General features: G+C 72.3%; 21 protein-coding genes. 12 read left to right on the top strand and 9 right to left on the bottom strand.

Going from position 1 to position 26,888, the window contains the following annotated elements; genetic code table 11:
• Window positions 1–107: 107 nt before the first annotated feature.
• From PSQ21_RS03945 to PSQ21_RS03935, 3 genes are all read left to right on the top strand, one after another.
• Window positions 108–1,541 carry an RsmB/NOP family class I SAM-dependent RNA methyltransferase gene (locus tag PSQ21_RS03945; protein WP_274028998.1) on the top strand — a complete coding sequence of 478 codons (1,434 nt, stop codon included), beginning with the start codon at window positions 108–110 and terminating at the stop codon, window positions 1,539–1,541.
• A gap of 206 nt (window positions 1,542–1,747) precedes the next feature.
• Window positions 1,748–2,431: a ribulose-phosphate 3-epimerase gene (rpe, locus tag PSQ21_RS03940; protein WP_274028996.1), complete on the top strand. Its 684-nt coding sequence runs from the start codon at window positions 1,748–1,750 to the stop codon at window positions 2,429–2,431.
• Between the two features lie 133 nt (window positions 2,432–2,564).
• Complete coding sequence (locus tag PSQ21_RS03935) at window positions 2,565–3,560, top strand: sugar-binding transcriptional regulator (RefSeq protein WP_274028995.1); 996 nt, start codon at window positions 2,565–2,567, stop codon at window positions 3,558–3,560.
• Between the two features lie 70 nt (window positions 3,561–3,630).
• On the opposite strand, the gene PSQ21_RS03930 is transcribed toward PSQ21_RS03935, so the two are convergent.
• Window positions 3,631–4,707, bottom strand: coding sequence for a terpene synthase family protein (locus tag PSQ21_RS03930; protein ID WP_274028994.1), 1,077 nt, complete (start codon window positions 4,705–4,707; stop codon window positions 3,631–3,633).
• A 299-nt stretch (window positions 4,708–5,006) separates the two neighbouring features.
• Here PSQ21_RS03930 and PSQ21_RS03925 point away from each other — a divergent pair, with 299 nt between their 5' ends.
• From PSQ21_RS03925 to PSQ21_RS03885, 9 genes are all read left to right on the top strand, one after another.
• Window positions 5,007–6,473 (top strand): GuaB1 family IMP dehydrogenase-related protein, encoded by a 1,467-nt coding sequence (locus tag PSQ21_RS03925; protein WP_274028993.1) that lies wholly within the window; start codon window positions 5,007–5,009, stop codon window positions 6,471–6,473.
• 165 nt (window positions 6,474–6,638) lie between these two features.
• Window positions 6,639–8,096, top strand: coding sequence for an aldehyde dehydrogenase family protein (locus tag PSQ21_RS03920; protein WP_274028992.1), 1,458 nt, complete (start codon window positions 6,639–6,641; stop codon window positions 8,094–8,096).
• A gap of 140 nt (window positions 8,097–8,236) precedes the next feature.
• Window positions 8,237–8,695: an Lrp/AsnC family transcriptional regulator gene (locus tag PSQ21_RS03915; protein ID WP_097868073.1), complete on the top strand. Its 459-nt coding sequence runs from the start codon at window positions 8,237–8,239 to the stop codon at window positions 8,693–8,695.
• Window positions 8,696–8,890: 195 nt separating this feature from the next.
• Window positions 8,891–9,688: a carbon-nitrogen hydrolase family protein gene (locus tag PSQ21_RS03910; protein WP_274028991.1), complete on the top strand. Its 798-nt coding sequence runs from the start codon at window positions 8,891–8,893 to the stop codon at window positions 9,686–9,688.
• A gap of 48 nt (window positions 9,689–9,736) precedes the next feature.
• Window positions 9,737–11,431, top strand: a complete 1,695-nt coding sequence (locus PSQ21_RS03905) for a flavin monoamine oxidase family protein (protein WP_274028990.1) — start codon at window positions 9,737–9,739, stop codon at window positions 11,429–11,431.
• A 158-nt stretch (window positions 11,432–11,589) separates the two neighbouring features.
• Complete coding sequence (locus tag PSQ21_RS03900; protein WP_274028989.1) at window positions 11,590–12,450, top strand: HpcH/HpaI aldolase/citrate lyase family protein; 861 nt, start codon at window positions 11,590–11,592, stop codon at window positions 12,448–12,450.
• A gap of 328 nt (window positions 12,451–12,778) precedes the next feature.
• Window positions 12,779–14,215, top strand: coding sequence for an aminopeptidase P family protein (locus tag PSQ21_RS03895; protein WP_274028988.1), 1,437 nt, complete (start codon window positions 12,779–12,781; stop codon window positions 14,213–14,215).
• 102 nt (window positions 14,216–14,317) lie between these two features.
• Window positions 14,318–15,760, top strand: a complete 1,443-nt coding sequence (locus PSQ21_RS03890; protein ID WP_274028987.1) for an aminopeptidase P family protein — start codon at window positions 14,318–14,320, stop codon at window positions 15,758–15,760.
• Window positions 15,757–18,441 carry a LuxR family transcriptional regulator gene (locus PSQ21_RS03885; protein WP_274028986.1) on the top strand — a complete coding sequence of 895 codons (2,685 nt, stop codon included), beginning with the start codon at window positions 15,757–15,759 and terminating at the stop codon, window positions 18,439–18,441. The genes PSQ21_RS03890 and PSQ21_RS03885 overlap by 4 nt, the downstream gene beginning before the upstream one ends.
• A gap of 91 nt (window positions 18,442–18,532) precedes the next feature.
• Here the strand turns inward: PSQ21_RS03885 and PSQ21_RS03880 are convergent, their stop codons facing one another.
• The 8 genes from PSQ21_RS03880 to PSQ21_RS03845 all read right to left on the bottom strand — a co-directional run bounded on the left by PSQ21_RS03880 (window position 18,533) and on the right by PSQ21_RS03845 (window position 26,888).
• Window positions 18,533–19,885, bottom strand: a complete 1,353-nt coding sequence (locus PSQ21_RS03880; RefSeq protein ID WP_274028985.1) for a hypothetical protein — start codon at window positions 19,883–19,885, stop codon at window positions 18,533–18,535.
• A gap of 97 nt (window positions 19,886–19,982) precedes the next feature.
• Window positions 19,983–21,218 carry an MDR family MFS transporter gene (locus PSQ21_RS03875; protein WP_274028984.1) on the bottom strand — a complete coding sequence of 412 codons (1,236 nt, stop codon included), beginning with the start codon at window positions 21,216–21,218 and terminating at the stop codon, window positions 19,983–19,985.
• A 45-nt stretch (window positions 21,219–21,263) separates the two neighbouring features.
• Entirely contained in the window at window positions 21,264–22,730 is a 1,467-nt protein-coding gene (locus tag PSQ21_RS03870) for an amidase (protein WP_274028983.1), read from the bottom strand.
• Window positions 22,723–22,929, bottom strand: coding sequence for a hypothetical protein (locus PSQ21_RS03865; RefSeq protein ID WP_274028982.1), 207 nt, complete (start codon window positions 22,927–22,929; stop codon window positions 22,723–22,725). The genes PSQ21_RS03870 and PSQ21_RS03865 overlap by 8 nt, the downstream gene beginning before the upstream one ends.
• A 41-nt stretch (window positions 22,930–22,970) precedes the next feature.
• Window positions 22,971–23,864 (bottom strand): ornithine cyclodeaminase family protein, encoded by an 894-nt coding sequence (locus PSQ21_RS03860; RefSeq protein WP_274028981.1) that lies wholly within the window; start codon window positions 23,862–23,864, stop codon window positions 22,971–22,973.
• On the bottom strand, window positions 23,861–25,087 hold the full coding sequence (locus PSQ21_RS03855) for an aminotransferase class I/II-fold pyridoxal phosphate-dependent enzyme (RefSeq protein WP_274028980.1): 1,227 nt from the start codon (window positions 25,085–25,087) through the stop codon (window positions 23,861–23,863). Before PSQ21_RS03855 ends, PSQ21_RS03860 begins: the two co-directional genes overlap by 4 nt.
• Window positions 25,087–25,968: an alpha/beta hydrolase gene (locus tag PSQ21_RS03850; protein WP_274028979.1), complete on the bottom strand. Its 882-nt coding sequence runs from the start codon at window positions 25,966–25,968 to the stop codon at window positions 25,087–25,089. The genes PSQ21_RS03855 and PSQ21_RS03850 overlap by 1 nt, the downstream gene beginning before the upstream one ends.
• A 29-nt stretch (window positions 25,969–25,997) precedes the next feature.
• Complete coding sequence (locus tag PSQ21_RS03845; RefSeq protein WP_274028978.1) at window positions 25,998–26,888, bottom strand: hypothetical protein; 891 nt, start codon at window positions 26,886–26,888, stop codon at window positions 25,998–26,000.

The raw sequence follows: 26,888 nt of genomic DNA, 5'->3' as shown, positions 1-26,888 counted from the left end.
CGGGGGCGGCCGGGTCCCGGGGGTCCGGGCTGCCGTTCGGGCGCCCGGGGACGGCGACGTACGCTGGGAGGGTTCGCCCCTCTCACCATCAGCGGAGCACCTTTCACGTGAACGACCAGCCGCGTCGCCGTCCCGCCAAGCCCCACCGCCGTCCGCAGAAGGACCCGGTCCGTTTCCTCGCCTTCGAGGCGCTCCGGGCCGTCGACGAGCGCGACGCGTACGCCAACCTCGTACTGCCCCCGTTGCTGAAGAAGGCCCGCGCCAAGGGCGACTTCGACGGCCGGGACGCGGCGCTGGCGACCGAGCTGGTCTACGGGACGCTGCGCCGTCAGGGCACGTACGACGCGATCGTGGCGGCCTGCGTCGACCGGCCGCTGCGCGAGGTCGACCCGCCGGTCCTCGACGTCCTGAACATGGGCGTCCACCAGCTGCTGGGCACCCGTATCCCCACCCACGCGGCCGTCTCCGCCAGTGTGGAGCTGGCCCGGGTGGTGCTGGGGGAGGGGCGCGCGAAGTTCGTCAACGCGGTGCTGCGCAAGGTCACCGCGCACGACCTCGACGGCTGGGTGGAGAAGGTCGCCCCGCCGTACGACGAGGACGCCGAGGACCACCTGTCCGTCGTGCACTCGCATCCCCGCTGGATCGTCTCGGCCCTCTGGGACGCGCTGGGCGGCGGCCGGGCGGGCATCGAGGACCTCCTCGAAGCCGACAACGAGCGGCCCGAGGTGACGCTGGCGGCCCGCCCCGGCCGCTCCACCACGGACGAGCTGGTCGCGGCCCTGGGCGAGGACAACTCCCTGCCGGGCCGCTGGTCGCCGTACGCGGTCCGGATGGCCGAGGGCGGCGAGCCCGGAGCGCTGGAGGCCGTCCAGGAGGGCCGGGCGGGCGTCCAGGACGAGGGCAGCCAGCTCGTCGCCGCTGCGCTGGCCGCCGCACCCGTCGAGGGCCGCGACGCCCGCTGGCTCGACGGCTGCGCGGGCCCCGGCGGCAAGGCCGCCCTGCTGGCCGCCCTGGCCGCCGGGCGGGGAGCCGCCCTGCTCGCCGCCGAGAAGCAGCCGCACCGCGCCCGGCTGGTCGAGCGGGCGCTCGCCGGCAACCCCGGCCCGTACCAGGTGATCACCACGGACGGCACCCGCCCGCCGTGGCTGCCCGGCACGTTCGACCGGATCCTGATGGACGTGCCCTGCTCCGGCCTGGGCGCGTTGCGGCGTCGCCCGGAGTCCCGCTGGCGGCGTCGCGCCGAAGACCTGGAAGCCTTCGCCCCGCTCCAACGGGGTCTGCTGCGCGAGGCGTTGAAGGCCGTACGGATCGGCGGTGTGGTCGGCTACGCGACCTGCTCGCCGCATCTCGCGGAGACCCGCGTGGTGGTCGAGGACGTCCTCAAGGGCCGGGGCGGGGAGCCGGTGGAGGCGGAGTGGATCGACGCCCGCCCCCTGATGCCCGGTGTGCCGGCCCTCGGCGAGGGCCCCGACGTCCAGCTCTGGCCGCATCTGCACGGCACGGACGCGATGTACCTGGCCCTGCTGCGCCGGACCGGCTGAACGTCCGGCCGGCCGGATATCCGGCTCCCCGGGCCGGCCGGCCCGGGCCCGGCCGTCGGTCACGACCGGCCGGATCTCGCCCCGTGAACAGCAAAGAAGAGCAAAGCGCTGGCAAAATGCGCGGAATGTGCGAACTGTGATGGCCCTGTGAGGCTTCGGGGCGCATCGAGGCGGGGAACCGGCGGGAGACGTGGCAGGCTTGGGTCATGGCGCAGATCAACCCCAGCATCCTGTCCGCCGATTTCGCGCGTCTCGCCGAGGAGGCGAAGGCCGTCGAGGGCGCGGACTGGCTCCACGTCGATGTCATGGACAACCACTTCGTGCCCAACCTGACCCTCGGCGTGCCGATCGTCGAGGCACTCAGCAAGGCCACGGACACCCCGCTGGACTGCCACCTCATGATCGAGGACGTGGACCGCTGGGCCCCGGGCTACGTGGAGGCGGGGGCCGGATCCGTGACCTTCCACGCGGAGGCCGCGGCGGCTCCGGTGCGGCTGGCGCGGGAGATCCGGGCGAAGGGCGCGCGCGCCTCGATGGCGCTCAAGCCCGCGACGCCCATCGAGCCGTACGAGGACCTGCTCCCCGAGCTGGACATGCTGCTGATCATGACGGTCGAGCCGGGCTTCGGCGGCCAGGCCTTTCTGGACATCATGCTGCCGAAGATCCGTCGCACCCGGGAGCTGATCAGCAAGCACGGCCTCGAACTGTGGCTCCAGGTCGACGGCGGGGTCTCGGCCACCACCATCGAGCGCTGCGCCGAGGCCGGCGCCGACGTCTTCGTGGCGGGCTCCGCGGTCTACGGTGCGCAGGACCCGGCCGCGGCGGTGCGTCAGTTGCGGGCACAGGCGGACGCGGCCACGGCCGCCGCCCCCTGGGCATGCGGACACTGAACCAAGGGCAGATGAACGCGGCCCGACAGGGCCGATCAAGGACCGCCGGATCTGACAGGATGAACGGCGTATCGGGCGTGTGAACAGCAGTGAGGAGATCGCGGTGTCTGGCATCTCGGCGGGTCGGTCAGCCATGCGGATGGGACCCGCGGAGCTGGTGCAGGCGGCGGCCATGGCCCGCCGGTTCTACCTGGAGGGCAAGTCCAAGATCCAGATCGCCGAGGAGTTCGGCGTGAGCCGCTTCAAGGTGGCCCGGGTCCTGGAGACCGCCCTCGAACGCGATCTCGTACGCATCGAGATCCGGGTACCGGCCGAGCTGGACGCGGAACGCTCCGACGCCCTGCGGGCCCGTTACGGGCTCCGGCACGCGGTGGTCGTCGAGTCCCCGGCCGAGGAGCAGGAGGACGCCCCCGACCCGGAGAACCTGGGCGAGGTCGCGGCCGATCTCCTCGGCGAGCTGGTCGCCGAGGGCGATGTGCTCGGCCTGGCCTGGGGCCGCTCCACCATCCACATGGCGGCCGCCCTCGACCGGCTCCCGCCCTGCACCGTCGTCCAGCTGACCGGCGTGTACGACGCGGGCACCGCCGAGCGCGGCTCGGTCGAGGCGGTCCGCCGGGCGGCGCAGGTCTCCGGCGGCGAGGCACACCCCATCTACGCCCCGATGCTGCTGCCCGACCCCGCGACGGCCGCCGCGCTGCGCGAGCAGACCGGCATCGCCCGGGCCTTCGAGTACTTCGACAAGGTGACGGTCGCCGCCGTCTCCATCGGCTCCTGGGAGCCGGGCATCTCCACGGTCCACGACATGCTCTCGGACGCCGAGCGCGCGCATTACGCCTCACTCGGTGTCGCCGCCGAGATGTCCGCGCACCTCTTCGACTCCGACGGCCGCCGGGTCGGCCGTGACCTGGGGGAGCGGTGCATCACGGTGGAGACGGACCGGCTGCGCCGGATCCCCGAGGTGGTCGCGATCGCGGGCGGTAAGCGCAAAGCGGCGGCGATCGGCGCGGTGCTGCGCTCCGGCCTCGTCACCAGCCTGGTGACCGACACCGCCGCGGCCGACTATCTGCTCACCGAGTCCCCGGCGGGCGTGCGCCCGGCGCTGGAGCGGGCGGACCCGGACAGGGAGTGACACCGGCGGGAACACACCGAGGGCCGTGCACCGTATCCGGTGCACGGCCCTCGGTCCGTCCCGGCCCGCGTCAGCCGGCCGGCGGGGCCTCGGCCGCGCACGGGGCGGGGGCGGCGGCCTCGGCGCGCGCGGACGGAACGCCCAGCACGGTCTCCTCCAGATACTCCTCGGGCTCCTCGTACTGGCCCACGTCGGCGGGGTTGTAGCGCGGTGTCCGGCGCGACCAGTCCAGGTTGCCGCGCATCCAGCTCCGCATCCCGTCGAGGTAGGGCACCAGCATCCCGGACAGCTCCGGATACAGCTCCAGCAGCTCGTCCTCGGCGGTCAGGAACCGCTCGGTCTCCATCGCGAGGCGCTCCGCGACGTGGTCCAGAGCCTGCTGCTCCCCGAGGCCCCGGTGATGGCGGACCAGGTGGACGAGGTTGTGGATCTCGCCGAGCATCTGCTCCTTCTCGAAGGAGTACACGTCGTTGGCCCAGCACACGTGGTTGCACGCGGCTTCCAGGGCGGTGATGAAGCGGGGGTCGTTGTGGATCGACTCCGGGGCATCGATGCCCGCCACGATCTCTATGAGGTCCATACAGACATGGATGGCCCCGGTGTGCCGCCGCTTGGCGATGTACGTGTCCTCCGAGGGCACCACGTCCTCGGCGCGGTTTCCCGCCTCCCAGGTCGTGGCGGTCGTGAGGTAGGTGACCAGGTGCCAGGCGAACCGGGTCCGCCAGTGCGGAGCGGCGTTCGGCGTCGTACGTTTCCACAGGTCGGCCAGGGCCGTCACGGCGGCCGGGGCGTCTTCACCCGGCAGCGGCTCGGGGGCGGAGCCGTCGATCACCGCGCGCATCCGGTCGACGACGTCCCTCACCCGGTCCGGTGAGCGCCCGAGGTGGCCGTCGTCGAGCTGGTCGTCGACCAGGAAGAGCCAGACGAACCAGTCGGCCACCAGGTCGAGGTGTTCCTCGTCGGCGGTCGGGTAGACCATGCCGACGAACGCCCCGAAGTCGGCCTGTTCGAATCGGTTCCTCGCGGACTCGCGGTGGACCAGACCCGTCCGTCTGGTCCAGCTGTCCAGATGCCCACGGGTGTGTGCCACGTGCGGGTTGGTCCGCTGCGGGAACGGGCAGTAGATGTCCGGCAGTTGGCTGTCCACAGGCGGATCGGGATCCTCTCCGGTCAAACGGTGTGCCCAGGGGTGCCGACGATCCGGATCGGCGCGTCGGACACCCACGGGACCTGCGGCTTTGAAGCTACCTGACCCCTTGTCACCCGGTCCAGGGATGGCGATCGCGAATGATTCGAATCCTGTTCGGGTAGGGTCCGTGGGTAAGGCAGGTTCCACTTGCCCGGAGCCCCCCGGCCGCCTCTTCGGAGGTTCGGACGAACGCGGGGGTCTTTTGTTGTGTCTTCATGGAAGCGACCTGCACCGTTTCGTATGAAAAAATGAGTGTTATGCGTTTTCTTGAGCCGGGCACCGGTCGCTACACAGAGTCCCCCGCGGTCCCGTACGACCTCACGTACGACGATGTCTTCATGGTCCCGGGCCGCTCCGCGGTCGGCTCCCGGCAGGGGGTGGACCTCTCGTCGCCCGACGGAACCGGTACCACCATTCCGCTCGTGGTCGCCAACATGACCGCCATCGCGGGCCGCCGGATGGCCGAAACCATCGCCCGCCGGGGCGGCCTCGTCGTCATCCCCCAGGACATCCCGATCGAGGTCGTCGCCGACGTCATCTCCTGGGTCAAGACGCGCCACCTCGTCCTCGACACCCCGATCGAACTGGCCCCCGGCCAGACCGTCGCCGACGCGCTGTCCCTGCTGCCCAAGCGGGCCCACGGCGCGGGCGTCGTCGTCGACGCCGACCGCCGCCCGGTGGGCGTCGTCACCGACCACGACCTCACGGGCGTCGACCGCTTCACCCAGCTCTCCGAGGTCATGTCCAAGGACCTGGTGCTGCTCGACGCGGACATCGACCCGCGCGACGCCTTCAACAAGCTCGACGGCGCCAACCGCAAGCTCGCCCCCGCGGTCGACGCGCAGGGGCGCCTGGTCGGCATCCTCACCCGCAAGGCCGCCCTGCGCGCCACGCTCTACACCCCCGCCACCGACGCCGAGGGCAAGCTGCGCGTCGCGGCCGCCGTCGGTATCAACGGCGACGTGGCCGGCAAGGCCAAGCAGCTCCTGGACGCGGGCGCCGACGTCCTCGTCGTGGACACGGCCCACGGCCACCAGGAGTCCATGATCAGCGCGGTGAAGGCCGTCCGGGCGCTCGACCCGCGGGTGCCGATCGTCGCGGGCAACATCGTCGCCGCCGAGGGCGTGCGCGACCTGATCGAGGCGGGCGCGGACATCATCAAGGTCGGCGTCGGCCCCGGCGCCATGTGCACCACCCGGATGATGACCGGCGTCGGCCGCCCGCAGTTCTCCGCCGTTCTGGAGTGCGCCGCCGAGGCGAGGAAGCACGGCAAGCACGTCTGGGCGGACGGCGGCGTCCGGCACCCGCGCGACGTGGCGATGGCGCTCGCCGCCGGTGCGTCCAACGTGATGATCGGCTCCTGGTTCGCGGGGACGTACGAGTCGCCCGGCGACCTCCAGCAGTCCGCCGACGGCCGCTTCTACAAGGAGTCCTTCGGCATGGCCTCGGCCCGCGCCGTGAAGAACCGCACCTCGGACGAGTCCGCGTACGACCGCGCCCGCAAGGCGCTCTTCGAGGAGGGCATCTCCACCTCGCGGATGTTCCTCGACCCGACCCGTCCGGGCGTCGAGGACCTCATCGACTCGATCATCGCGGGGGTCCGTTCCTCCTGCACCTACGCCGGCGCCGGCTCCCTGGCGGAGTTCGCCGAGAAGGCGGTCGTCGGCGTCCAGAGCGCCGCCGGTTACGCCGAGGGCAAGCCGCTGCACGCCAGCTGGAGTTGATCCCGGATCCACCCGACACCCCTGCCCTCTCCGGCCGCTTCGCGCCGGAGAGGGCAGGGGTGTTTCCGGGCTTCCGGCGGCGATCGGGGGTGCGCTTCAACTCTGGTGAATGGTAAGTAATATGAAGCTCACTCAGCTGCCTGCCTCTCTGCGGTAAGGGATCTCATGTCCTTCTTCACTGACCTGGCCCACCAGTACATCGACGGCGAGTGGAGGCCGGGGAAGGGGTCCTGGGACATCATCGACTTCAACCCGTTCGACGGGGAGAAGCTCGCCTCCATCCCGGTCGCCACCGCCGACGAGGTCGACCAGGCCTACCGCGCCGCCGAGCGCGCCCAGCAGGCGTGGGCGGACACCAACCCGTACAGCAGGCGGACCGTCCTGGAGAAGGCGCTGCACCTCGTCGAGGAGCGCGAGCCGGAGATCAGTGACGCGATCGTCGCCGAACTCGGCGGCACCCGGCTGAAGGCCGCCTTCGAACTGCACCTGGCCAAGGAGTTCCTGCGCGAGGCGATCCAGCTGGCGCTGCGCCCCGCCGGACAGATCCTCCCCTCGCCGACGGAGGGCAAGGAGAACCGCGTCTACCGCGTGCCCGTCGGGGTCGTCGGAGTGATCAGCCCGTTCAACTTCCCCTTCCTGCTCTCCCTCAAGTCCGTCGCCCCCGCGCTGGCCCTCGGCAACGCCGTCGTCCTCAAGCCGCACCAGAACACCCCGATCTGCGGCGGCACCCTGCTGGCCAGGATCTTCGAGGACGCGGGCCTGCCCGCCGGGCTGCTGAACGTCGTGATCACCGACATCGCGGAGATCGGCGACACCCTGCTGGAGCACCCCGTGCCGCAGGTCATCTCCTTCACCGGCTCGGACAAGGTCGGCCGCCACGTCGCCACCGTCTGCGCCCGCAACCTCAAGCGCGCCGTGCTCGAACTCGGCGGCAACAGTGCCCTGATCGTGCTCGACGACGCGGATGTGGATTACGCCGTCGACGCGGCGGTCTTCAGCCGGTACGTCCACCAGGGCCAGGTCTGCATGGCGGCCAACCGCATCCTGGTCGACCGCGCCGTGGAGGCGGAGTTCACCGAGAAGTTCGTCGCCAAGGTCGCCTCGCTCACCGTCGGCGACCCCGCCGACCCGGCCACCCAGATCGGCCCGCTGATCAACTCCTCGCAGGCCGAGTCCATCTCCAAGCTCGTCGACCAGACCGTGGCGGCCGGGGCGACGGCCCTCCTGCACGGCCGCGCCGACGGCAACCTGGTCAGCCCCTCCGTGCTGACGGGCCTCGCCGCCGACTCGCCCGTCCTGCACCAGGAGATCTTCGGCCCCGTCGCCCTGCTGGTGCCCTTCGACGGTGAGGACGAGGCCGTCCGCATCGCCAACGACACCCCGTACGGCCTCAGCGGCGCCGTCCACACCGGCAACATCGAGCGCGGGGTGCGGATCGGCCAGCGCATCCACACCGGCATGATCCACATCAACGACGGCACCGTCCACGACGAGCCGATCGTCCCCTTCGGCGGCGAGAAGAGCTCCGGCCTCGGCCGGCTGAACGGCGACTCGATGGTCGAGGCCTTCACCACCCAGAAGTGGATCTCCATCCAGCACGGCCGCTCGCGGTTCCCCTTCTGAGCCACCCTTCCCCGCCCGGTCCCGGCCGGGCGGGGAACTGCGCCGAGCAGGCCCGCGACGGCGGCTCATGGTCTACTGCGGGAGGCGGCACGCTCCGCCTCCCGCCAGCCGACCCACCGCAGAGAAGTGAACCGCCCGACGTGCGCCTGAACGACCTCGACGAACGCATCGTCCACGCCCTCGCCGAAGACGCCCGGCGCTCCTACGCCGACATCGGCGCGATCGTCGGCCTCTCCGCCCCCGCCGTGAAACGCCGCGTCGACCGGCTGCGGTCCGAGGGAGCGATCACCGGCTTCACCGTGCGGGTCGATCCGGCGGCGCTCGGGTGGGAGACCGAGGGATTCATCGAGATCTACTGCAGCCGCAACACCTCCCCGGACGCCATCAAGCAGGGCCTCGCCCGCTACCCGGAGATCGCGTCGGCCTCGACGGTGACCGGGGAGGCCGACGCGGTGGTGCAGGTCTTCGCCGCCGACATGCGCCACTTCGAACAGGTCCTGGAGCGGATCGCGGGAGAGCCGTACGTCGAGCGGACCAAGTCCGTCCTGGTGCTCTCGCCGCTGCTGCGGCGGTATTCGGCGGAGGGCCCCCCGGCCTGACGGCCGGCCCGCGACAGTGGCGCACATCACCCCGCTGACCTGCGATGACGCCGCACGCAACGATTCGCCGCACCACGGCCTCCTCGCGCAACGAATCAACGGTTGGTGCGCAACACTCGCGCCTTGTCCGCGCTGATCCGGCCCACGTACCTTCGATACGTCTCCCCACCCCGCCCGCACCGCCCGAGGTCAACCATGCCGTCGTTGCGCACCGCCCTGCTCCAGAGCTCCGGACGCCCCCGCGCCGTCGCCGCGAACCTGAAGGTGCTGGACGAGGCCGCCGCACGGGCCGCCGCCGCGGGAGCCCGGCTGCTGGTCTCGCCCGAGCTGTTCCTCACCGGGTACGCCATCGGCGACGCCGTCCCCGAGCTGGCCGAGCCCGCCGACGGCCCCGGCGCCGAGGCCGTCGCCGAGATCGCCGTACGCCACGGTCTCGCGGTCCTCTACGGCTACCCGGAGCGCGACGGGGAGCGGATCTTCAACGCCTCCCAGCTCATCGGCCCCGACGGCGGGCGCCTCGCGAACTACCGCAAGACCCACCTGTTCGGCTGCTTCGAGCAGGAGTGGTTCACCCCCGGCGACCAGCCGGTCGTCCAGGCCGACCTCGACGGCATCCGCATCGGGCTGCTGATCTGCTACGACGTCGAGTTCCCGGAGAACGTCCGGGCGCACGCCCTGGCCGGCACCGATCTGCTGCTGGTGCCCACCGCGCAGATGCACCCCTTCCAGTTCGTCGCCGAATCCGTCGTCCCCGTACGGGCCTTCGAGAGCCAGATGTACGTGGCGTACGTCAACCGCACCGGCCCGGAGGGCGAGTTCGAGTTCGTCGGGCTCAGCTGCCTGGCCGGCCCCGACGGCACCGTGCGCACCCGTGCCGGACGCGGCGAGGAGCTCGTCGTCGGCGAGGTGGACCCGGAGCTCCTGGCCGCCTCGCGCGCCGCCAACCCCTATCTGCACGACCGCCGCCCCGGCCTGTACGGCTCCCCCGCCTGAGCCCGCCTCCTCCCCGAACTTCCGTACCGCGCAAGGAGTCCGTACCCCATGACGTCCACGGTGCCCAACGCCGTCCAGCACACCGACGCGGCCGCCCCGCCGATCACCATGTTCGGTCCGGACTTCCCGTACGCGTACGACGACTTCCTCGCCCACCCGGCGGGGCTCGGGCAGATACCGGCGACCGAGCACGGCCAGGAGGTCGCCGTCATCGGCGGCGGGCTCTCCGGGATCATCGCCGCGTACGAGCTGATGAAGATGGGCCTCAAGCCCGTCGTCTACGAGGCCGACCGGATCGGTGGCCGGCTGCGCACCGTCGGCTTCGACGGCTGCGACCCCTCACTCACCGCCGAGATGGGCGCCATGCGCTTCCCGCCCTCCTCCACGGCGCTCCAGCACTACATCGACCTGGTGGGCCTGGAGACCCGGCCCTTCCCCAACCCGCTCTCCCCGGCCACGCCCTCGACCGTCGTGGACCTCAAGGGCGAGTCGCACTACGCCGAGACCATCGACGACCTGCCGCAGGTCTACCGCGACGTGGCCGAGGCGTGGAGCGCCGCTCTGGAGGAGGGCGCCGACTTCTCCGACATGAACCGGGCGCTGCGCGAGCGCGACGTCCCGCGTATCCGGGAGATCTGGTCGCAGCTCGTCGAGCGGCTCGACAACCAGACCTTCTACGGCTTCCTCTGCGACTCCGAGGCCTTCAAGTCCTTCCGGCACCGCGAGATCTTCGGCCAGGTCGGCTTCGGCACCGGCGGCTGGGACACCGACTTCCCCAACTCCATCCTGGAGATCCTCCGCGTCGTCTACACCGAGGCCGACGACCACCACCGCGGCATCGTCGGCGGCAGCCAGCAGCTCCCGCTGCGCCTGTGGGACCGCGAGCCGCGGAAGATCGTCCACTGGCCGCTCGGCACCTCGCTCTCCTCCCTGCACGACGGCGAGCCGCGCGGCGCGGTCACCCGGCTGACCCGTACGGCGGGCAACCGCATCACGGTCACCGACGCCACCGGCGACATCCGCACCTTCCGGGCCGCGGTCTTCACCGGCCAGTCCTGGCTGCTGCTCTCCAAGATCGACTGCGACGACGCGCTCTTCCCGATCGACCACTGGACGGCGATGGAGCGCACCCACTACATGGAGTCGTCCAAGCTGTTCGTCCCGGTCGACCGGCCGTTCTGGCTGGACAAGGACGGGACCACCGGCCGCGACACCATGTCGATGACGCTCACCGACCGGATGACGCGGGGCACGTACCTCCTGGACGACGGCCCCGACAAGCCCGCCGTCATCTGCCTCTCCTACACGTGGTGCGACGACAGCCTGAAGTGGCTGCCGCTCTCCCCGAAGGAGCGCATGGACGTCATGCTCAAGTCGCTCGGCGAGATCTACCCGAACGTCGACGTCCGCAGCCACATCATCGGCAACCCGGTCACCGTCTCCTGGGAGAACGAGCCCTGGTTCATGGGCGCGTTCAAGGCGAACCTGCCCGGCCACTACCGCTACCAGCGGAGGCTGTTCACCCACTTCATGCAGGACAAGCTGCCCGCCGACAAGCGGGGCCTGTTCCTGGCGGGGGACGACATCTCCTGGACGGCCGGCTGGGCCGAGGGCGCCGTGCAGACCGCGCTGAACGCCGTGTGGGGCGTCATGCACCAGTTCGGCGGGGCGACCGACGCGACCAACCCCGGCCCCGGCGACGTCTTCGACGAGATCGCCCCGGTGGAGCTCCCGGAGGACTGATCGGAGGACCGAGGGGAGCCCCGGGGCGGTCTCCCGCCCCGGGGCTCCCCCCGGCGGTGGGCGCGCCGCGCCGACGTACGGGCCCCGAAGGGGGCGGCTTCACCCCTCACCGAGCATGATGGCGCTCCTGGACCAGCCGTAGAGGAGAGGCCATCCGTATGAGCATGCCCGTGAGCCGGCTGGAAACGGCCCGCAGTCTGTTGTTCGTGCCCGGGGACCGGCCGGACCGGTTCGACAAGGCCGTCGCCACCGGAGCGGACGTGGTCATCCTCGACCTGGAGGACGCGGTCGCGGCGCCGGACAAGCGTCGCGCGCGTGATCACGCCGCCGCCTGGCTCGGCGCGGGCAACAGCGCCCTGGTCCGGATCAACGCGCCCGGCACGCCCTGGTGCGACGACGACCTCGCGATGGCGGCCGGGCGCGGCATGCCCGTGATGGTGCCCAAGGCCGAGGACCCGCTGGTGCTCGCGGGCCTGGTCTCCCGGACGGGAGGGGTGCCGTTCCTGATCCCGCTGATCGAGACGGCGGCCGGGATCGAGCGGGCCGTGGAGGTGTGCGCCACCCCGGGCGTGGTCCGTGTCGCCCTCGGCAACGTGGACCTGGCCGGGCAGCTCGGAGTCGCTCACGACGACCACATGGCCCTCGCGTACGCCCGGTCCCGGCTGGTCTCGGCCTCGGCGGCGACGGGGCGGTGCGCTCCGGTCGACGGTGTCACGACCGGCGTGCGGGACGCCGACGCGCTCGCCGCGGACATCGCCCACGGGCGCCGGCTCGGCTTCACCGGGAAACTGTGCATCCATCCCGCCCAAGTCCCCGTCGTGGCGGAGCGGTTCGCGCCGACCGCGAGCGAACGCGAATGGGCCCGGGCCGTGGTCGCCGCGGGTGACTCCGTCACCGTGGTGGACGGACAGATGATCGACAAGCCCCTGCTCGAACGCGCCCGCCGGATCCTCGCCGCCGGGGGTGGCCGACCGGCTCAGGCTCCACGAGACCGGCCGGGCCCGCCCAGCGACAAATGACGCAAGAGCATCCGTGAGATTTCATACATGTGTATGACGTGGGGATGAGGGGCGGCTGCAAGAGTGCGGTTCACGGCAAGGAGCCCTACCGCCGGGTGAGTTGGGGGTCACCGGGCCGGCACTGCCCGGATCGTGCGGGTCTGCGCCGCAGCAGCGCCGACAACCGGGCTCACCGCATGCCCCCGCTCCGACTCAAAACATCTGCCCGGAAAGGCCGTTGCCGGGACGGGCGCGCTGCCCGGAGGATTTTCCGGTCGGTCCCCGGGACAGGCATCGACTTCTGCGATCGAGAGGAACACGCGTGACGGATTCGCATCAGGAGGCTGTCGTGGCTGGTGAGACGGATGAGAACAAGACGCGGAAGAACGGTCTGTACGTGGACGTGAGTGCCGAACTGGCCGAAAACATGAAGCAGGGTTGGGCCGACACCGAGCGCCGCGACCTCGAACCCATCGCCCAGGCGGCGTACACCGCGCGCCGTCGGGCGGCGCTCTCCGCGCTGTTCCCCGGTGAACTGCTGGTGGTCCCGGCCGGCAACCCGAAGGTCCGCGCCAACGACACGGACTACCCGTTCCGCCCGTCCTCCGACTATGCCTACCTGACGGGTGACCAGTCCCAGGACTCCGTACTGGTCCTGGAGCCCGGTGCGGACGGCGGCCACGTGGCGGTCGCCTATCTGCTCCCCCGGTCGAACCGCGAGAACGGGGAGTTCTGGCGCGACTACCACGGTGAGCTCTGGGACGGCCGTCGCAACAGCCTCACCGAGAACGAGCGGCTCCTGGGCCTGCCCTGCCGTGATGTCCGCACGCTGACCGAGCGGCTGGCCGAGGCCACCGGCCCGATCCGTCTGCTGCGCGACTACGACGCCGGGGTCGACGCCGCCCTCAACGACAAGGTGACCGCCGAGCGCGACGCCGAGTTCCGCGTCGCCCTGTCCGAGATGCGCCTCATCAAGGACGAGTTCGAGATCGCCGACCTGCGCCACGCCTGTCAGGCGACGGCGCGTGGCTTCGAGGACATCGTGCGCGTTCTCGGCACGGACACGCCGACCGCGGAGCGGGTCATCGAGGGCACGTTCTGGATGCGCGCGCGGACCGAGGGCAACGACGTGGGTTACGCGTCGGTCTGCGCCGCGGGAGCCCACGCCACGACGCTGCACTGGGTCCGCAACGACGGCGAGACCCGGCCGGGCGAACTGCTGCTGATCGACGCCGGAGTGGAGAGCCGCAACCTCTACACCGCCGATGTCACCCGGACGCTGCCGGTCGACGGCCGTTTCACACCGGTCCAGCGCAAGGTGTACGACGCGGTGTACGCGGCGCAGTCGGCCGGTATCGCCCAGGTCCGGCCCGGTGCGAAGTACCGGGACTTCCACCACGCCGCCCAGCGGGTGCTGACCGAACACCTCGCCTCCTGGGGCCTGTTCGGCGAGCGGTCGGTGGACGAGGCGTACGAACTCGGGCTGTACCGCCGCTGGACGCTGGCCGGCACGGGCCACATGATCGGCCTGGACGTCCACGACTGCGCGAAGGCCCGTACCGAGCTGTACGTGGACGGGACGCTGGAGGCGGGCATGGTGCTCACCGTCGAGCCCGGCCTGTACTTCCAGTCGGACGACCTGACCGTGCCCGAGGAGCTCCGCGGCATCGGCGTACGGATCGAGGACGATCTGCTGGTCACCGACGAGGGCAACGAGAACCTCTCGGCCGACCTTCCTCGGACGGCCGACGAAGTGGAGGAGTGGATGGCCCGGCTTCGCGGCTGACATCGGCCGCCGCGGCCCTTCGGGGCCGCGGATCGGACACGTGCGCTCTCCCTGTGGAGTGAGGGCGCAGCACCACGGAACGGAATGACGGGGAGGCGTGCGATGGAACGTCAGGACGGCCCGCGCGGAGCGCGGAGTCACGATCGTCGAGTACCGGCGGCGGTGGCGGAGGTCTTTCGGCAGGGGTGGGCGGACACGGACAGGAGGCTTCCACCCGTCTCCGGAGCCGCATACGCGGCCAAGCGGCGTGCGGCGCTGTCGACGCGGTTCCCCGGAGAGCGGATCGTCGTCCCGTCGGGCGGACTCAAGGCCCGCAGTAACGACTTCGACTACGCCTTCCGCCCGCATTCCGCGTACATCCACCTCACGGCCGAACAGGGGACGGGAGCGGTGCCGGACAGCGTGCTCGTCTTCGAGCCCACCGGCAGCGGGCACGAGATCACCCTGTTCACCCGGCCCCGGTCACCGCGCGACGCCGGACCGTCCGGTGCGGAGTTCTACAGCGACCGGCAGCACGGCGAGTTCTGGGTCGGCCGGCGCCGGACCCTCCGGGAGACCGCCGAAGCCCTCGGCGTCGAGGCGGTCTCCCGGGAGGGGCTGGAGCGGGCGCTCGCCGGTGAGGTCCCGACCCGGGTGGTGCGCGGCGAGGACGCGCTCGTCGACGCGACCGTCCCGCCGTCCGCACCGGCCGACGCCGAACTGCTCGCCTTCCTCTCCGAGTCGCGGCTGGTCAAGGACGCGTGGGAGATCGAGCAACTGCGCGCCGCCGTGGGGCACACGGTCGCCGGCTTCCACGACGTCGCCGGTGAACTGCCCCACGCCACCCGCCTCGCACGCGGGGAGCGATGGGTGGAGGGCACCTTCAACAGGCGGGCCCGGCTGGAGGGTTACGGCCTGGGGTTCGAGACCATCGCGGCGGCCGGCGCGCACGCGTGCGTGCTCCACTGGATGCACAACGACGGCCCGGTGCGGGAGGGGGAGCTGCTCCTGCTGGACGCGGGCGTCGAGGCCGACTCGTTCTACACCGGGGACGTCACCCGGACCCTGCCGGTCGGCGGGCGCTTCACGGATGTGCAGCGCCGCGTCTACGACCTGGTGTTCGCCGCCCAGTCGGCGGGCATCGCCGCCCTGCGGCCCGGAGCACCGTACAGTGCCTTCCACGACGCCGCGACGCGGGTCATCACCGAGGGGCTCGACGCCTGGGGCCTGCGGCCCGGCGGCGCCACGATCCCGCACGAGGCCGACCTCTACCGTCGCTACACCGTCTGCGGCACCGGCCACATGCTCGGCCTCGACTGCCACGACTGCGCCGCCGCCCGCAGCGAGACGTATCTGGGCGGTGTGCTGGAGGAGGGGCACGTGCTCACCGTCGAGCCGGGGCTGTACTTCCAGCCCGACGACCTGACGGTCCCCGAGGAACTGCGCGGCATCGGCGTGCGGATCGAGGACGACTTCGTCATCACCTCCGACGGCGCGCTGTGTCTGTCGGCGGACCTGCCACGCGACGCGGACGCGGTCGAGGCGTGGATGGACGCGTTGCGGTGAGGGCGCGCCGCCCGCTGGTCGACCAGGTCTCCGGTGAGCTGCGGCAGGCAGGTGCGGTGGCGGTGGTCGGACCCACCGGTTTCGGCAAGTCCGCGGTGCTGGACGCGGTGTGCGCGGGGTGGGAGTCCTCCGGGGACCCCGTGGTCAGGCTCAGCTCGGCGCCCGCCGACGCACACCTGCCGTACGTACCCCTGGTGGACCTGTTCACCGTGTGCCCGGCGGACGTGAGCGGCGACCTGCCGGACGTCCAGCGATCGACGATCGACTGGGTGCTGCGCCGGGTCACCGGGCCTCCGCCCGACCCCGCGATCCTGCGGGTCACGGTCCTGTCCTGCCTCCAGACGTGGGGGCGCCGGGCCCGGCTGCTGCTGGCCGCCGACGACATGCACTGGTGGGGCCCGGACAGCCTGGACGTCTTCGGCTTCGCGGCACGCCGCAGCCGCGGCAGTGTGTCGCTGCTGGCGGCGCTGCGGCCCGACGGCCCGCTCCCGCACGACGTCCTCGGCGGTGACGCGGTGGAGATCGCGGTCCCCGCGCTCACCCCGCACGAGTCGGCAGCCGTGGTGCGGTCCTTCGGGATCCCCCTGCGGACCGCCGCGCGCATCCACACGGCGACGGGCGGCAACCCCCGTCTGGTCTCGGACATCGCCGCCGGACTGGCCCGGGCCGGGGCGACGGCGGTCCTGGACGCACAGCCGCTGGCCCCGCACGCGCGCAAGGCCCTGAGAGCCTGGCTGGCGGGGCTCGCGGCCCCCGTGCACTGGGTGCTGCTCCTCGCGGCGCTGGCGGCCGATCCCTCGCTCGACGCCGTCCGCCGGGCCGCGGGACCGTCCGCCGACGCGGCCCTGGCCGACGCCGAGGCCGCCGGGCTGATCCGTGTGGCGGGCACCGTGTGCTTCCCGGCCCCGGTCGTACGCGAGTGCCTCCTCGCCGAGTCCAGCGGCGAGGCGGTGCGCCAGGCGCATCTCGCCCTGGCCGCCGCCGCGTCCGAGGACGACGACCGCGTCTGGCACGAGGCCTCCGCCCTGAGCGCGGCCGAGATTCCCGCCCGGCTGGTTCCCGGCCTGGCCGACGCCGCCACCGCCGCACGGGAGGGCGGTGACCACACCCGGGCGGCCGAGTTCGGGCTGCTCGCGGGCGGCCGGGCCGGCGGCGCCCGGCACGACCTGCTGATCGCCGCCGCCCAGGACGCCGAGGCCGCCGGGCGGTTCGACCTGGCCTGCACGGCGTTGGAGCAGCTGGACCGCAGGCGGGCCGTGCCCACCGCTCGCGCCCAGGCGCGGCTCGCCGTCGCCGACGCCGCCGGCCGGGGCGCCGCGGTGGCGGAGCGGATGGCGGCGCGGGCCCTGTCCGAGGCCCTGGCCGCCGACAATCCCGCACTTGCCTCGGCGGCGCACCTGCGCCTCGCCCGGAGCCTGGGCGCGAACCGCGGCTACCACGCGGAGGCGCTGACGCACGCCCGCTCCGCCACCGAACTGGCCGAGCGGGCCGGCGACGCGGCGATCCACTCCTTCGCCCTGGCCCTGACCGCCCGGATCGAGCAGGTCCGCGGTTCACCGGGCCAGGCCGAGCTGCTCCGGCGTGCCCTGGCGACGGGCACGCCGGCCGGAGCCGGCCGGACCCCCGGGGAGCCACGCCGGGTCGGCGTCGCGTTCGCCCTGCTCGACGACCGGTTGGACGAGGCGGGGCGGCTGTTGGACGAGATGCGCCCGCCGGACTGCCCCGCCGACCGGCTCTGGGTGCTCGGCACCGCCGTCCGGATCCACGCCCACCGGGGCGAGGGCCAGCTCGCCCGCGAGGAGGCGCACCGGCTCCTGGCGCTGACACGTGACCTGGCTACCTCGCCCGGCCCGCCGTGGTACGCGGCGGCGGTCGCCGAACTCGCCGGCGGGACCCTGGAGCAGGCGCTCGCCTACGCGGACCTCGGTCTGACGGCCTCGCAGGAGGACGAGGACACCGTCTTCGCCGCGCACTGTCTGCACCTGTCCGGAATGACCCGGCTGCTGCTGCGGGACGCGGGCGGAGCCCTGGCGGATCTGCTCAGGGTCCGGGACCTGGTGCAGGACCTGGGTGTCGCGGACCCCGCGGAGGTCCGCTACGACGCGGATCTGGCCGAGGCACTGGTCGCCGCGGGAGACCTGCCCGCCGCCCTGCGGACGGTCGCCGACGCCCGGTCCCGGGCCGAGGAGCTGGGACGGCGCGGGGTCCTCGCCTCGCTGGACCGGGCCGAGGCGCTGTGCCACGCGGCGGCGGGCGACCACGCGTCGGCCGAGGAACTGGTCGGCCGCGCCCTGCGCACCTTCGAACGGCTCGGATACCCGTTGCAGTGCGGCCGGGCGCTGCTGGCGTACTCGTCCGTCGAGCAGCGGCACAGGCGCCCGGCCCGGGCCAGGGAGCTGCGGGCGAGGGCCGACGCGGTGTTCCGCAGGGCGGGCGCGCCGCTGTGGGAGCCGGAGCCGAACCGGGTGCGGTCCTCGCCGGCCGGTCTGACGGAGGCGGAGCGCAGGATCGCCGATCTGGTCACCGAAGGGCGCGGCAACCGCGACATCGCGGCCGCCCTGTACGTCAGCGTCAAGACCGTGGAGGCGGCGCTCACCCGGATCTACCGCAAGCTGGGGGTGCGTTCGCGGGTCCAGCTGACGGCGCTCGTCCAGAAGAGCGCCCACCCCGAGCGGCGGTGACCGGGACGTCCGGCAGGATGTCCGGGCCGGGGCCGGCCCACCGGCCGAACCCGCCGGCGGCCCCGGCCCGGACACGGGACGGACGTCCGGGTCAGCCTGCCTGCCAGCCGACGGATCCCAGGATGCTCGATCCCTTCGCCCCCGGTGCGGAGCCGCCCGGGGCGGGTACGTCGTAGCGCACCCCGCATCCGGTCATGCGTCCGCCCATGAACAGGGGGCCGAACACCGCGCGCGTCGCGATGCCGAGGTGCTCGCCCCGGTCGCAGTCGAGGACGTCCGCGTGGATCTCGGTGCTGTGGACGGTCTCCTGCGCTATCCAGGTGCCGGCCTCGCGGGCCTTGGCGATGACCTCCTCCCAGGCGGCCGCGTCGGTCAGCGCGCCGATGTGCACGTCGAAGTTCTGGTCGCCGTCGGAGCGCTTCAGGACGAAGTCCGCCCGCCGCCCGCGCAGCAGTTCGTCCAGCTTCCAGGACGTGCCCCGGTATTCGACGGTCTCCTCCCGGACCGAGCGCGACCAGGGGATGTACCGCCGCACGAACTCCCGGTCCCGGTCGCTCATCCAGTCCTGCCCCTGGGACAGCAGGGCGAAGAGCTGCTTGTTCGCCGCCTGGTAGGAACTCTGCGGCGTCAGCACCGCGGCGCCGCACTTCCTGATCGTCAGCAGCGGCCCGAGCTCTCGGCCGGCGTCGATCCACTCCTGTGGCACGGTCCGCTCCAGGACCAGGGGGAACTCGCCGCGGCGGGAGCCGAGGGCGTCGATGAACTCGTCCGTCTCGAAGTACTCCGCCCTGATGCCCGACTTCCGCAGGGCGTCGGCCTCGATCTCGTAGTACCTCCGGTTCCCCCCGGAGTCGGAGAGGAAGACGTCCGGGAGATGGCCGACCAGCGCGACGTACGGTTCCAGACCGAGGTCGTCCAGGACGGTGCGCAGCATGTCCCCGCGTGTCTTGAGCGGATCGGCGAGCGTGAGGGTGTTCAGGGCGTCGTCGGGCAGGAGCTGCCGCCACAGCTCGTTGAGGAGGTGGACGTAGACCTGACCGCCGGTGGACGAGCAGAAGTTGAACTCGATGAACTTCCATCCGGCGTCGGTGAGGATCACGTCCGGTCGGCCCATGACCGTGGCGTAGGCGTTCTCGAACTCCTCGTCCCCGTAGAACTCCGTCAGCCGCTCGTCCAGGCCCAGGGCCCGGTGCCGGGAGACGCAGTCGTCGCCCAGGTGGTGCACCGCCCGCCGCAGCAGGTCGGCCAAGTAGGCGATCGCGTCCTCCAGTTCGGCGCCCAGCGCCGCGGGCAGGACGACGGGACCGGCCGGGGCGATCCGGTCGAACCAGAAGGTCCTGAAGCCCCGGAACTGGTGGTCGAACGCGTTGAGGAGCCCGCGGGGGTCCGTCACATGCGGCCTCCGCGAGGCCGCTGCCCGCTGGGTCGTCGAGGTGTCTTCCATGTCTTTCCACTCCTGCTAGAAGGCTGTGCGGACTGGGGGCCAGGGGCCCGAGCGGGCTAGGGGCCCCGCGCGGCAGACGGCAGTTTGACGACAGGACCTAGGGGGCCCGCGTGGACCGGAGGGCTCGTGCGGACCCGGGGGCGTCCTCCTTCCCGCGGCGCGGCCGCAGCAACGCGACGTAACCGACGGCCGCGAGCGCGCCGATCACCGCGCACCCCGCCCAGAGGGTGTCCGTGCCGTGGGCGTCGATGATCAGACCGCTCGTCAGCGGTGCCACGAAGCCGCCGACGGCCCAGGTCAGGACCATCACGCCCTCGTAGCGGCCCCGTGCGTGCTCCGGAGCCATGGCGGGCACCTGCGCCTCGCTGGTGGGTACGTAGGCGATCTCACCGAGGGTGTAGACGACGGCGGCGCAGCAGTACAGCAGCACGGTGCCGGCGTGTCCGTTGAGCACCGAACTGAGCGCGATCAGCAGCGCCCCGCAGGCGAGCACCCAACCGGCGGGCCGGTGCTGGGTGAAGCGGGTGACGGCGAGCTGGAGAGTGACGATCATGACGCCGTTGACGCCCGCCACGATCCCGTAGTCCGCGGTGGACAGGCCGGATTCGGCGATGGACAGCGGCAGGGCCAGGTGCCGCTGGGTGAAGACGGTGACCACCAGGAGGTTCAGTCCGGCCAGGCACATGAACCGGCGGTCGCGGACCACGGCGGCCAGGGACGTGCGCGGGGCCGCCTCCTGGGACGGTTCCGTGCGGAGCTTCGACGGCAGGGTCTCGGGAATCCGCCAGAAGACCAGCACCGCGCAGAGCAGGGTACTGGCGGCGTCCACCACGAACAGGGTCAGATAGCCGAAGGCGGCGAGGGTGCCCGCCGACAGGGCGGAGACGGAGAATCCGAGGTTGAGCGCCCAGTAGTTGAGCGAATAGGCCCGGGGCCGGGACTCCTCGGGGACCAGGTCCGCGAGCATCGCCCCGATCGCGGGCTGTGACACCTTCAGCGCGACGCCCAGCACGGTGACACACGCCGCGATCGTCACGGGCTGCTCGGCGAATCCCAGGGCGAGGGTGAAGACGGCGGCGCCCAGTTGCCCGGTGAGCAGCGTGGGCCGCCTGCCCCACCGGTCGCTGAGCGACCCGCCGATCAGCGATCCGGCTATGCCGCCGAGTCCGTACAGCGAGATCACCAGCCCCGCGTACGTGGCGGAGTAGCCCCGCTCCACGGCGAGGTAGAGGGACAGGAACGGCATGACGAACAGGCCGAACCGGTTCACCAGCGTCGCGGTCCACAGCCACCAGAAGCCGGCGGGGAGCGGGGGGCGAGTGCGGTCGTTCACCTCAGCCCTTCTGCCGACGGGTCGCCGCCGGGCGGGAGGGCCGTCTCATGCCGGCACCGGGCGGGTGTCCCGTCGGCCGAACTCGGCCTCCAGGGCGAGGCCGGCCCGGAACAGGCTCGCCTCGCCGTACGCGGGCCCCACGAGCTGCACACCGATGGGCAGCCCGTTGCCGGCGAAGCCGAGGGGCAGGGACATCGCCGGGTGTCCGGTGACGGCGAACGGGATGGTCTGCATGTCGTTGGCCAGCTTCGGCGGGGGCCAGTCGGCGCCGAAGGCGTCGATCCGGGCCGCGGTGGTCTGACCGCACGCCGTGATCAGCAGGTCGTGGGAGGCGAAGACCCGCCGGTCGAGGGCCGCGGCGAGGCTGTCGCGGACCTGGCGGGCCCGCTGGAGCTCGTCGGCGGTGACCCCCGCACCGGGCATCAGTTTCTGGTAGGTGTAGCGGCCGAAGGACCGCGGCGCGCGGCGCAGGTTCTCCTGGTGCACGGCGAACCCCTCCGCCATCAGGATGACCCGGCCGCAGGCGTCGAACAGCTCGTACGGCGGCAGCTCGCACTCCTCGACGACGGCGCCGAGCCGGTCGAGGTGGGCCAGGGCCCGGTCGATGCTCTCGGTGATCTCCGGAAGGGTTCCCGGATCCGACGCGTACCAGGCCTTCGAGTACGCCACGCGCAGCCCGCGGACCTCCCCGCTCAGCGAGCCGAGGAAGTCGGGCGCCGGCGCCTCGCGGGTGCGCGGGTCCCTGGGGTCGGGGCCCGCGACCACCTGGAGGGCGGCGGCGGCGTCGGCCACCGTCCAGGCGAGGGGCCCGAAGTGGTCCATGGTGGGCGCCAGCGGGGTGGCGCCGTGGCCCGAGACGCTGCCGTAGGTGGGCTTGAGGCCGACGGCCCCGCAGTGGAACGCCGGGCCGCGCAGCGAGCCGGCGGTGTCGGACCCGAAGGCGACGCGGAGGAACCCGGCCGCCACCGCGGCGCCCGCTCCCGACGAGGAGCCGCTGGGGATGTGCTCGCGGTTCCAGGGGTTGCCCGCCGGCGGGAAGGGCAGGTCCGTGCTCGGTCCGCCGAACGCGAACTCGTAGGTGGCCAGCTTGCCCAGCAGCACCGCGCCGCCGGCCCGCAGCCGGGCCTCCACGGTGCTGTCCTCGGTGGCGAGGTCGGTGAGGGTCAGCCGCGAGTGGTTGGTGGTGGGCAGGCCCTCGGCGGCGAGGATGTCCTTCAGCGCGTACGGGATGCCGTGCAGTGGTCCGCGGTCGACGCCGTCGCGCAGCTCCCGGTCCGCCCGCGCCGCGCGCCGCAGCGCGAGGTCACGGGTGACCAGGACGAACGCGTGCAGCTCGCCGTCGTACGCGTCGATCAGGCTCAACGCGTGCTCCACCAGCTCCACCGACGTGAGCGTCCCGGCGCGCAGCCGCGCACCGGCCTCCGCCACGGACAGCCCGGACAGGCCCGGGGCTTCGCGCGGTTCGGGTACGTCGGGCCGAGGGCCCGGCCGGGCGGGGGCGGTGTCAGACATCGGCGATCTCCACGTTCCGCAGCAGTCGGTTCATCGCGCACAGCGAGCGGTGTCCGGCCAGGACTCCGGGCGCCAGGTCCGGCGGCATCTCGATGCCGAGGCGGGCGAGAGCCGCGTCGAACTCCCGGTCGGCGGCCGCCCCCGCCGGTTCTCCGTCCTCGTGCGACCCCGTGGTCTCTTCCGTGCCGACGTGTGCCACGTACGGTCGTCCTTTCGTTCCGGTCAGCGCTGACCGCTCGGTCAACGGTGGGGCCGCGCCACCAGATGGGCGCAGGTGATGAGGTCCAGCGAGGCGTGCCCGGTGGAGCTGAAGACGGTCCGGCGGCGGTCGAGTCCGGCGTGCCCGCCGGTCTCCAGGGACTCCAGGTCGATCGCCGTACGGTGGATCTCCCCGGCCTCGGCCACCGCGATCGCCCTGTCCTCGACGACCAGCGTGGCGGCGGCCAGGAGCGAGCGCGGCAGCTCCCGGGACTCGGTGGTGTGCGCGCCCATGCAGTTGATGTGCACGTGCTCCGGCAGTTCGGCGGCGATCGGCAGCGGCCGTACGGAGGTCGTCGCCGTCGAGACGACATCCGCTCCCGCGGTCGCCTCCTCGGCCGACGCGCCGACCAGGGCGCGTACGCCCGGATCGGCGCGCCGGATGCGCTCGCACAGGATCCCGGCGTGCTCGGGGGTGCGGGAGTGGACCCGTACCTCGGTGATCCGGCGCACCGCCGTCACCCCGAGGTACTGCTGCCACGCCTGCACCCCCGATCCGACGATCCCGAGGACGGCGCTCTCCCGGGCCGCGCAGGCGTCGGTGACCAGCGCCGTCACGGCCGCGCACTTGAGGTTGGTGACGGCCGCGCCGTCCAGCACCCCGAGGAGCTCCCCGGTCGCGGTGGAGAACACCGGGACCACGGACGTCACGGTCGGGCCCGGACCGTCGGTGATGGTGGCGGTCTTGTTGACGCACAGCCCGTGATCGGCGCTGACGGCGGGCATGGACAGGAATCTGGTGCCGCGGCCGTCGTCGACGACCTGCCGCAGCGGTACGGCCATCCTCCGCACCGCGCCGCCGCGCAGGCTCTCGCGCATCAGCGCGGCCACGGCCGTCACGTCGGACCTGTCGTGGTCCGTGCCCGCGGGGGTCATGCGAGCTCCGCCAGTACGTCGAGGAGGTCCGCCGCGAAACGCTCGGTGAGCTCCGCCGGCATGTCGCCGCGCAGCATCATCCGCACGCCCGCCTGCCCCTGCGCCACGATCGGGAAGAACATCGCGGAGCAGTAGTAGCCGCGCCGGTAGAGCTCGGTCGACAGGCGTACCGCCCGGTCGTTGTCGCCGACGGTGACGAACTTGATGTGCGATCCGGCGCCCCGCAGGCCGTGGTCGCGCAGCCGCTCGTCGAAGAGGGCGATGTTCTGGGCGAGCCGTCGCTGTCGCAGGCCGAGCTCCGGGCTCCGGTGGACCTCCAGGGCCCCGAGGGCGGTGCCGACCGCGGCGGTCCGCAATCCCTGGGACCAGGCCAGCGGCCCGGACCGGTAGAGGAGTTCGAACATCTCGCGGTCGCCGACCATCGCGATGCCGCCGGTGCTGCCGAACGCCTTGGCGATCGAGGCGACGACGATCGTGCGGGAGCCGAGGGTGTCGAACACGGTGCGCGCGTACCCTTCACCGCGCTCGCCCACGGCTGACAGCGCGTGGGAGTCGTCGAGGTAGACGAACATCCCGTACCGGTCCTGGAGGTCCTTGATCCCCTTCAGGTCCGCCCGCCCGCCGGTGGAGTAGGCGCCTTCGGCGACGTAGGCCACCCGCGGATACCGCTTGCAGACGTCCTCCAGGTACTGCATGTCGTTGTGCGGACAGGTCAGCACCAGCGTCTCGTCGGCGAGAACGGGCTTGAGGAAGTTCAGTGAGAAGTGCGCGAACCGGTCGAAGACCACGACGAGGGGCTCGCCGTCGGTGAGATGCCCGGAGGCGAGCAACGGCAGGATCGCCGAGCTGAGCACCCCGCAGGACACCGAGGGCAGGACATGGGCGCCGAAGTGCTCGGCGAGCTCCTCCTCCAGCCGTTCCATGATGCCGAGCCGGATCCGGAACTCGCCCATGGACAGCCCGGTGATCCGCTCCTCCTCCAGCGCGGCCCGTCCGGCCTCGACCACCGTGGGGTGGCTGTTGAGGCCCAGGTACGAGCAGGACGACAGGTTGGCGAACTCGTGCCCGGTGCGGATGTCGCGCAGCCGGTTCTGCCCTTCGACGGCCTCGACCACGAGGCCGAGCATCCCGTGCTTGCGGGACAGACCCCACGCGGCCTCGCTCGCGGGCACCATCTTCCGGTTGTTGCGGTACCGATGGGGCCCGGTGATGTCCTCGGTCATCACGCCCCCGCAGCCTGGGCGCGGAGCCAGCCGCCGAGCCGGCTCACGGCCTCGCGGGCCTTGCCGAGGCGCGAGTGGTGGAGGTGCCAGACGTGCACCATCCCCGGCCAGACCTCCAGCACACCGGTGCCGCCCGCGCGCCGCAGCCCGGCCGCGAACCGCTCGGCGTCGCTGCGCAGGATCTCGCGGCTGCCCACCTGGAGGAGCACCGGGGGCAGCCCCGCGAGCTCCCCGAACAGCGGGGAGACGTACGGATGCGTGCGCGGGGTGTCCGCCAGGTACGACGCGGACACCAGGTCCACCACCGGCTTGCTGAGCATGGGATCCTCGTGCTCCAGGGCGTGGTAGCTCTCCCCGCTGCCCGTGAGGTCGGTCCAGGGCGAGACACAGGCCGCCGCGGCCGGGACCGGCAGCCCCGAGTCCCGCAGCTTCAGCAGCGTCGCGAGCACCAGGCCGCCGCCCGCCGAGTCGCCCGCGAGGACCACGTCACCGGCGGCGACCCCGTCGGCGAGCAGACTCCGGTACGCGGCCACGGCATCGTCGAGCGCCGCCGGATAGGGGTGCTCGGGGGCTCGCCGGTAGTCCACGAAGAACATCGGGCAGCGGGCCGCGCGGGCGATCTCGGAGACCATGTGACCGTGGCTGCGCAGCGATCCGTACACGTACCCGCCGCCGTGCAGGTAGAGCCCGGTCAGGGAGCCCTCCGCGTTCGGCGGGGTCAACAGGTGGCCGCCGTCGCGCTGTTCGACCACGATGTCGTCGGCGATCGGCGCGCCCCAGGCGTCGTAGAACACCCGGGCGTCGTCGATGTCCAACGGCCACTCGCCCGCCGCGAGGGCCGCGAGGAGCTTGTCCAGCTCCTCGCGGTCGCTCGCGGACATGGACGGCACGCTGTATTCCGCGGACGTCGTCACCGGTTCGTCCCGACCGGGTCGATCCCGCGGTGGAAGCGCTCGCGGGCGGCCTCGTCCGGCACCTGGAGGCTGGGCTGCGGGATCTCCAGGCGGTAGTGCCGGTACCACTTCGACAGCTCGACACCCTCGGCGAACTGGTACTCCAGGTGCCGGATCGGACGGCGGGCGGGCCGGGTGGGGTCGGTGGGGCGGGGCTCGGAGCCGGCGTGCGCGAGCCCGCGGTCCACCTCGTTCAGCAGGACGACCATGACCAGGTCGGCGGAGAGGTCGGCCTCCACGGCGGCGGCGTACCCGGCCAGGACCGGCCCGGCGTGCTCCTCCTTGACCGCGACGTTGTAGCTGTGCGGCATCAGTTCCAGCAGATCGGCGGGGGCGACCCCGGTCTCCTGGCAGTAGGCCCGGGTGTCGCAGACCATCGGGGTGCCGTGGGTGATGTTGGTGTTGGGCCCGTAGATGTTCCCGATGAACGGTGTGGCGGCGTCGAAGTGCACGCACTTGGTCGTCAGGAACTCGCGCTCGGTGGTGTGGTCGCCGTTGGGCGTGAAGTGCGTGTTCTTGTTGTACCCGTCGACGTCCATGCCGGCGATGCGGTCGTAGTCCATCGCGACGGGGCTGTACCGGGAGACGTCGACGTGCTCCCCGAAGCCGCGGAACAGCGATTCGAGGTAGTCGCGGGCGATCACGGCGTCCTGCTCCTTGTGGACGTCGAGTCCGTGGTGCGCCAGCGTCCTGGAGACGCCGAGGCAGACGGCCACGCCGTCGCCCTCGGCGACCAGCCGTACCAGTTCCCGGACGATTCCGTCCCCGACGGCCCGGAGCCGGCCGTCGGTCAGCTCGGTCGGGTGGGCGGAGACGTCGATGACGGCGTGCTGCGGAAGCTTCTTCAC

It is taken from the genome of Streptomyces sp. MMBL 11-1 (genome assembly GCF_028622875.1).
Lineage (GTDB): Bacteria > Actinomycetota > Actinomycetes > Streptomycetales > Streptomycetaceae > Streptomyces.
Note: the sequence above shows the minus strand (reverse complement) of the source record. Positions and strands in the feature narration are given on the sequence as shown.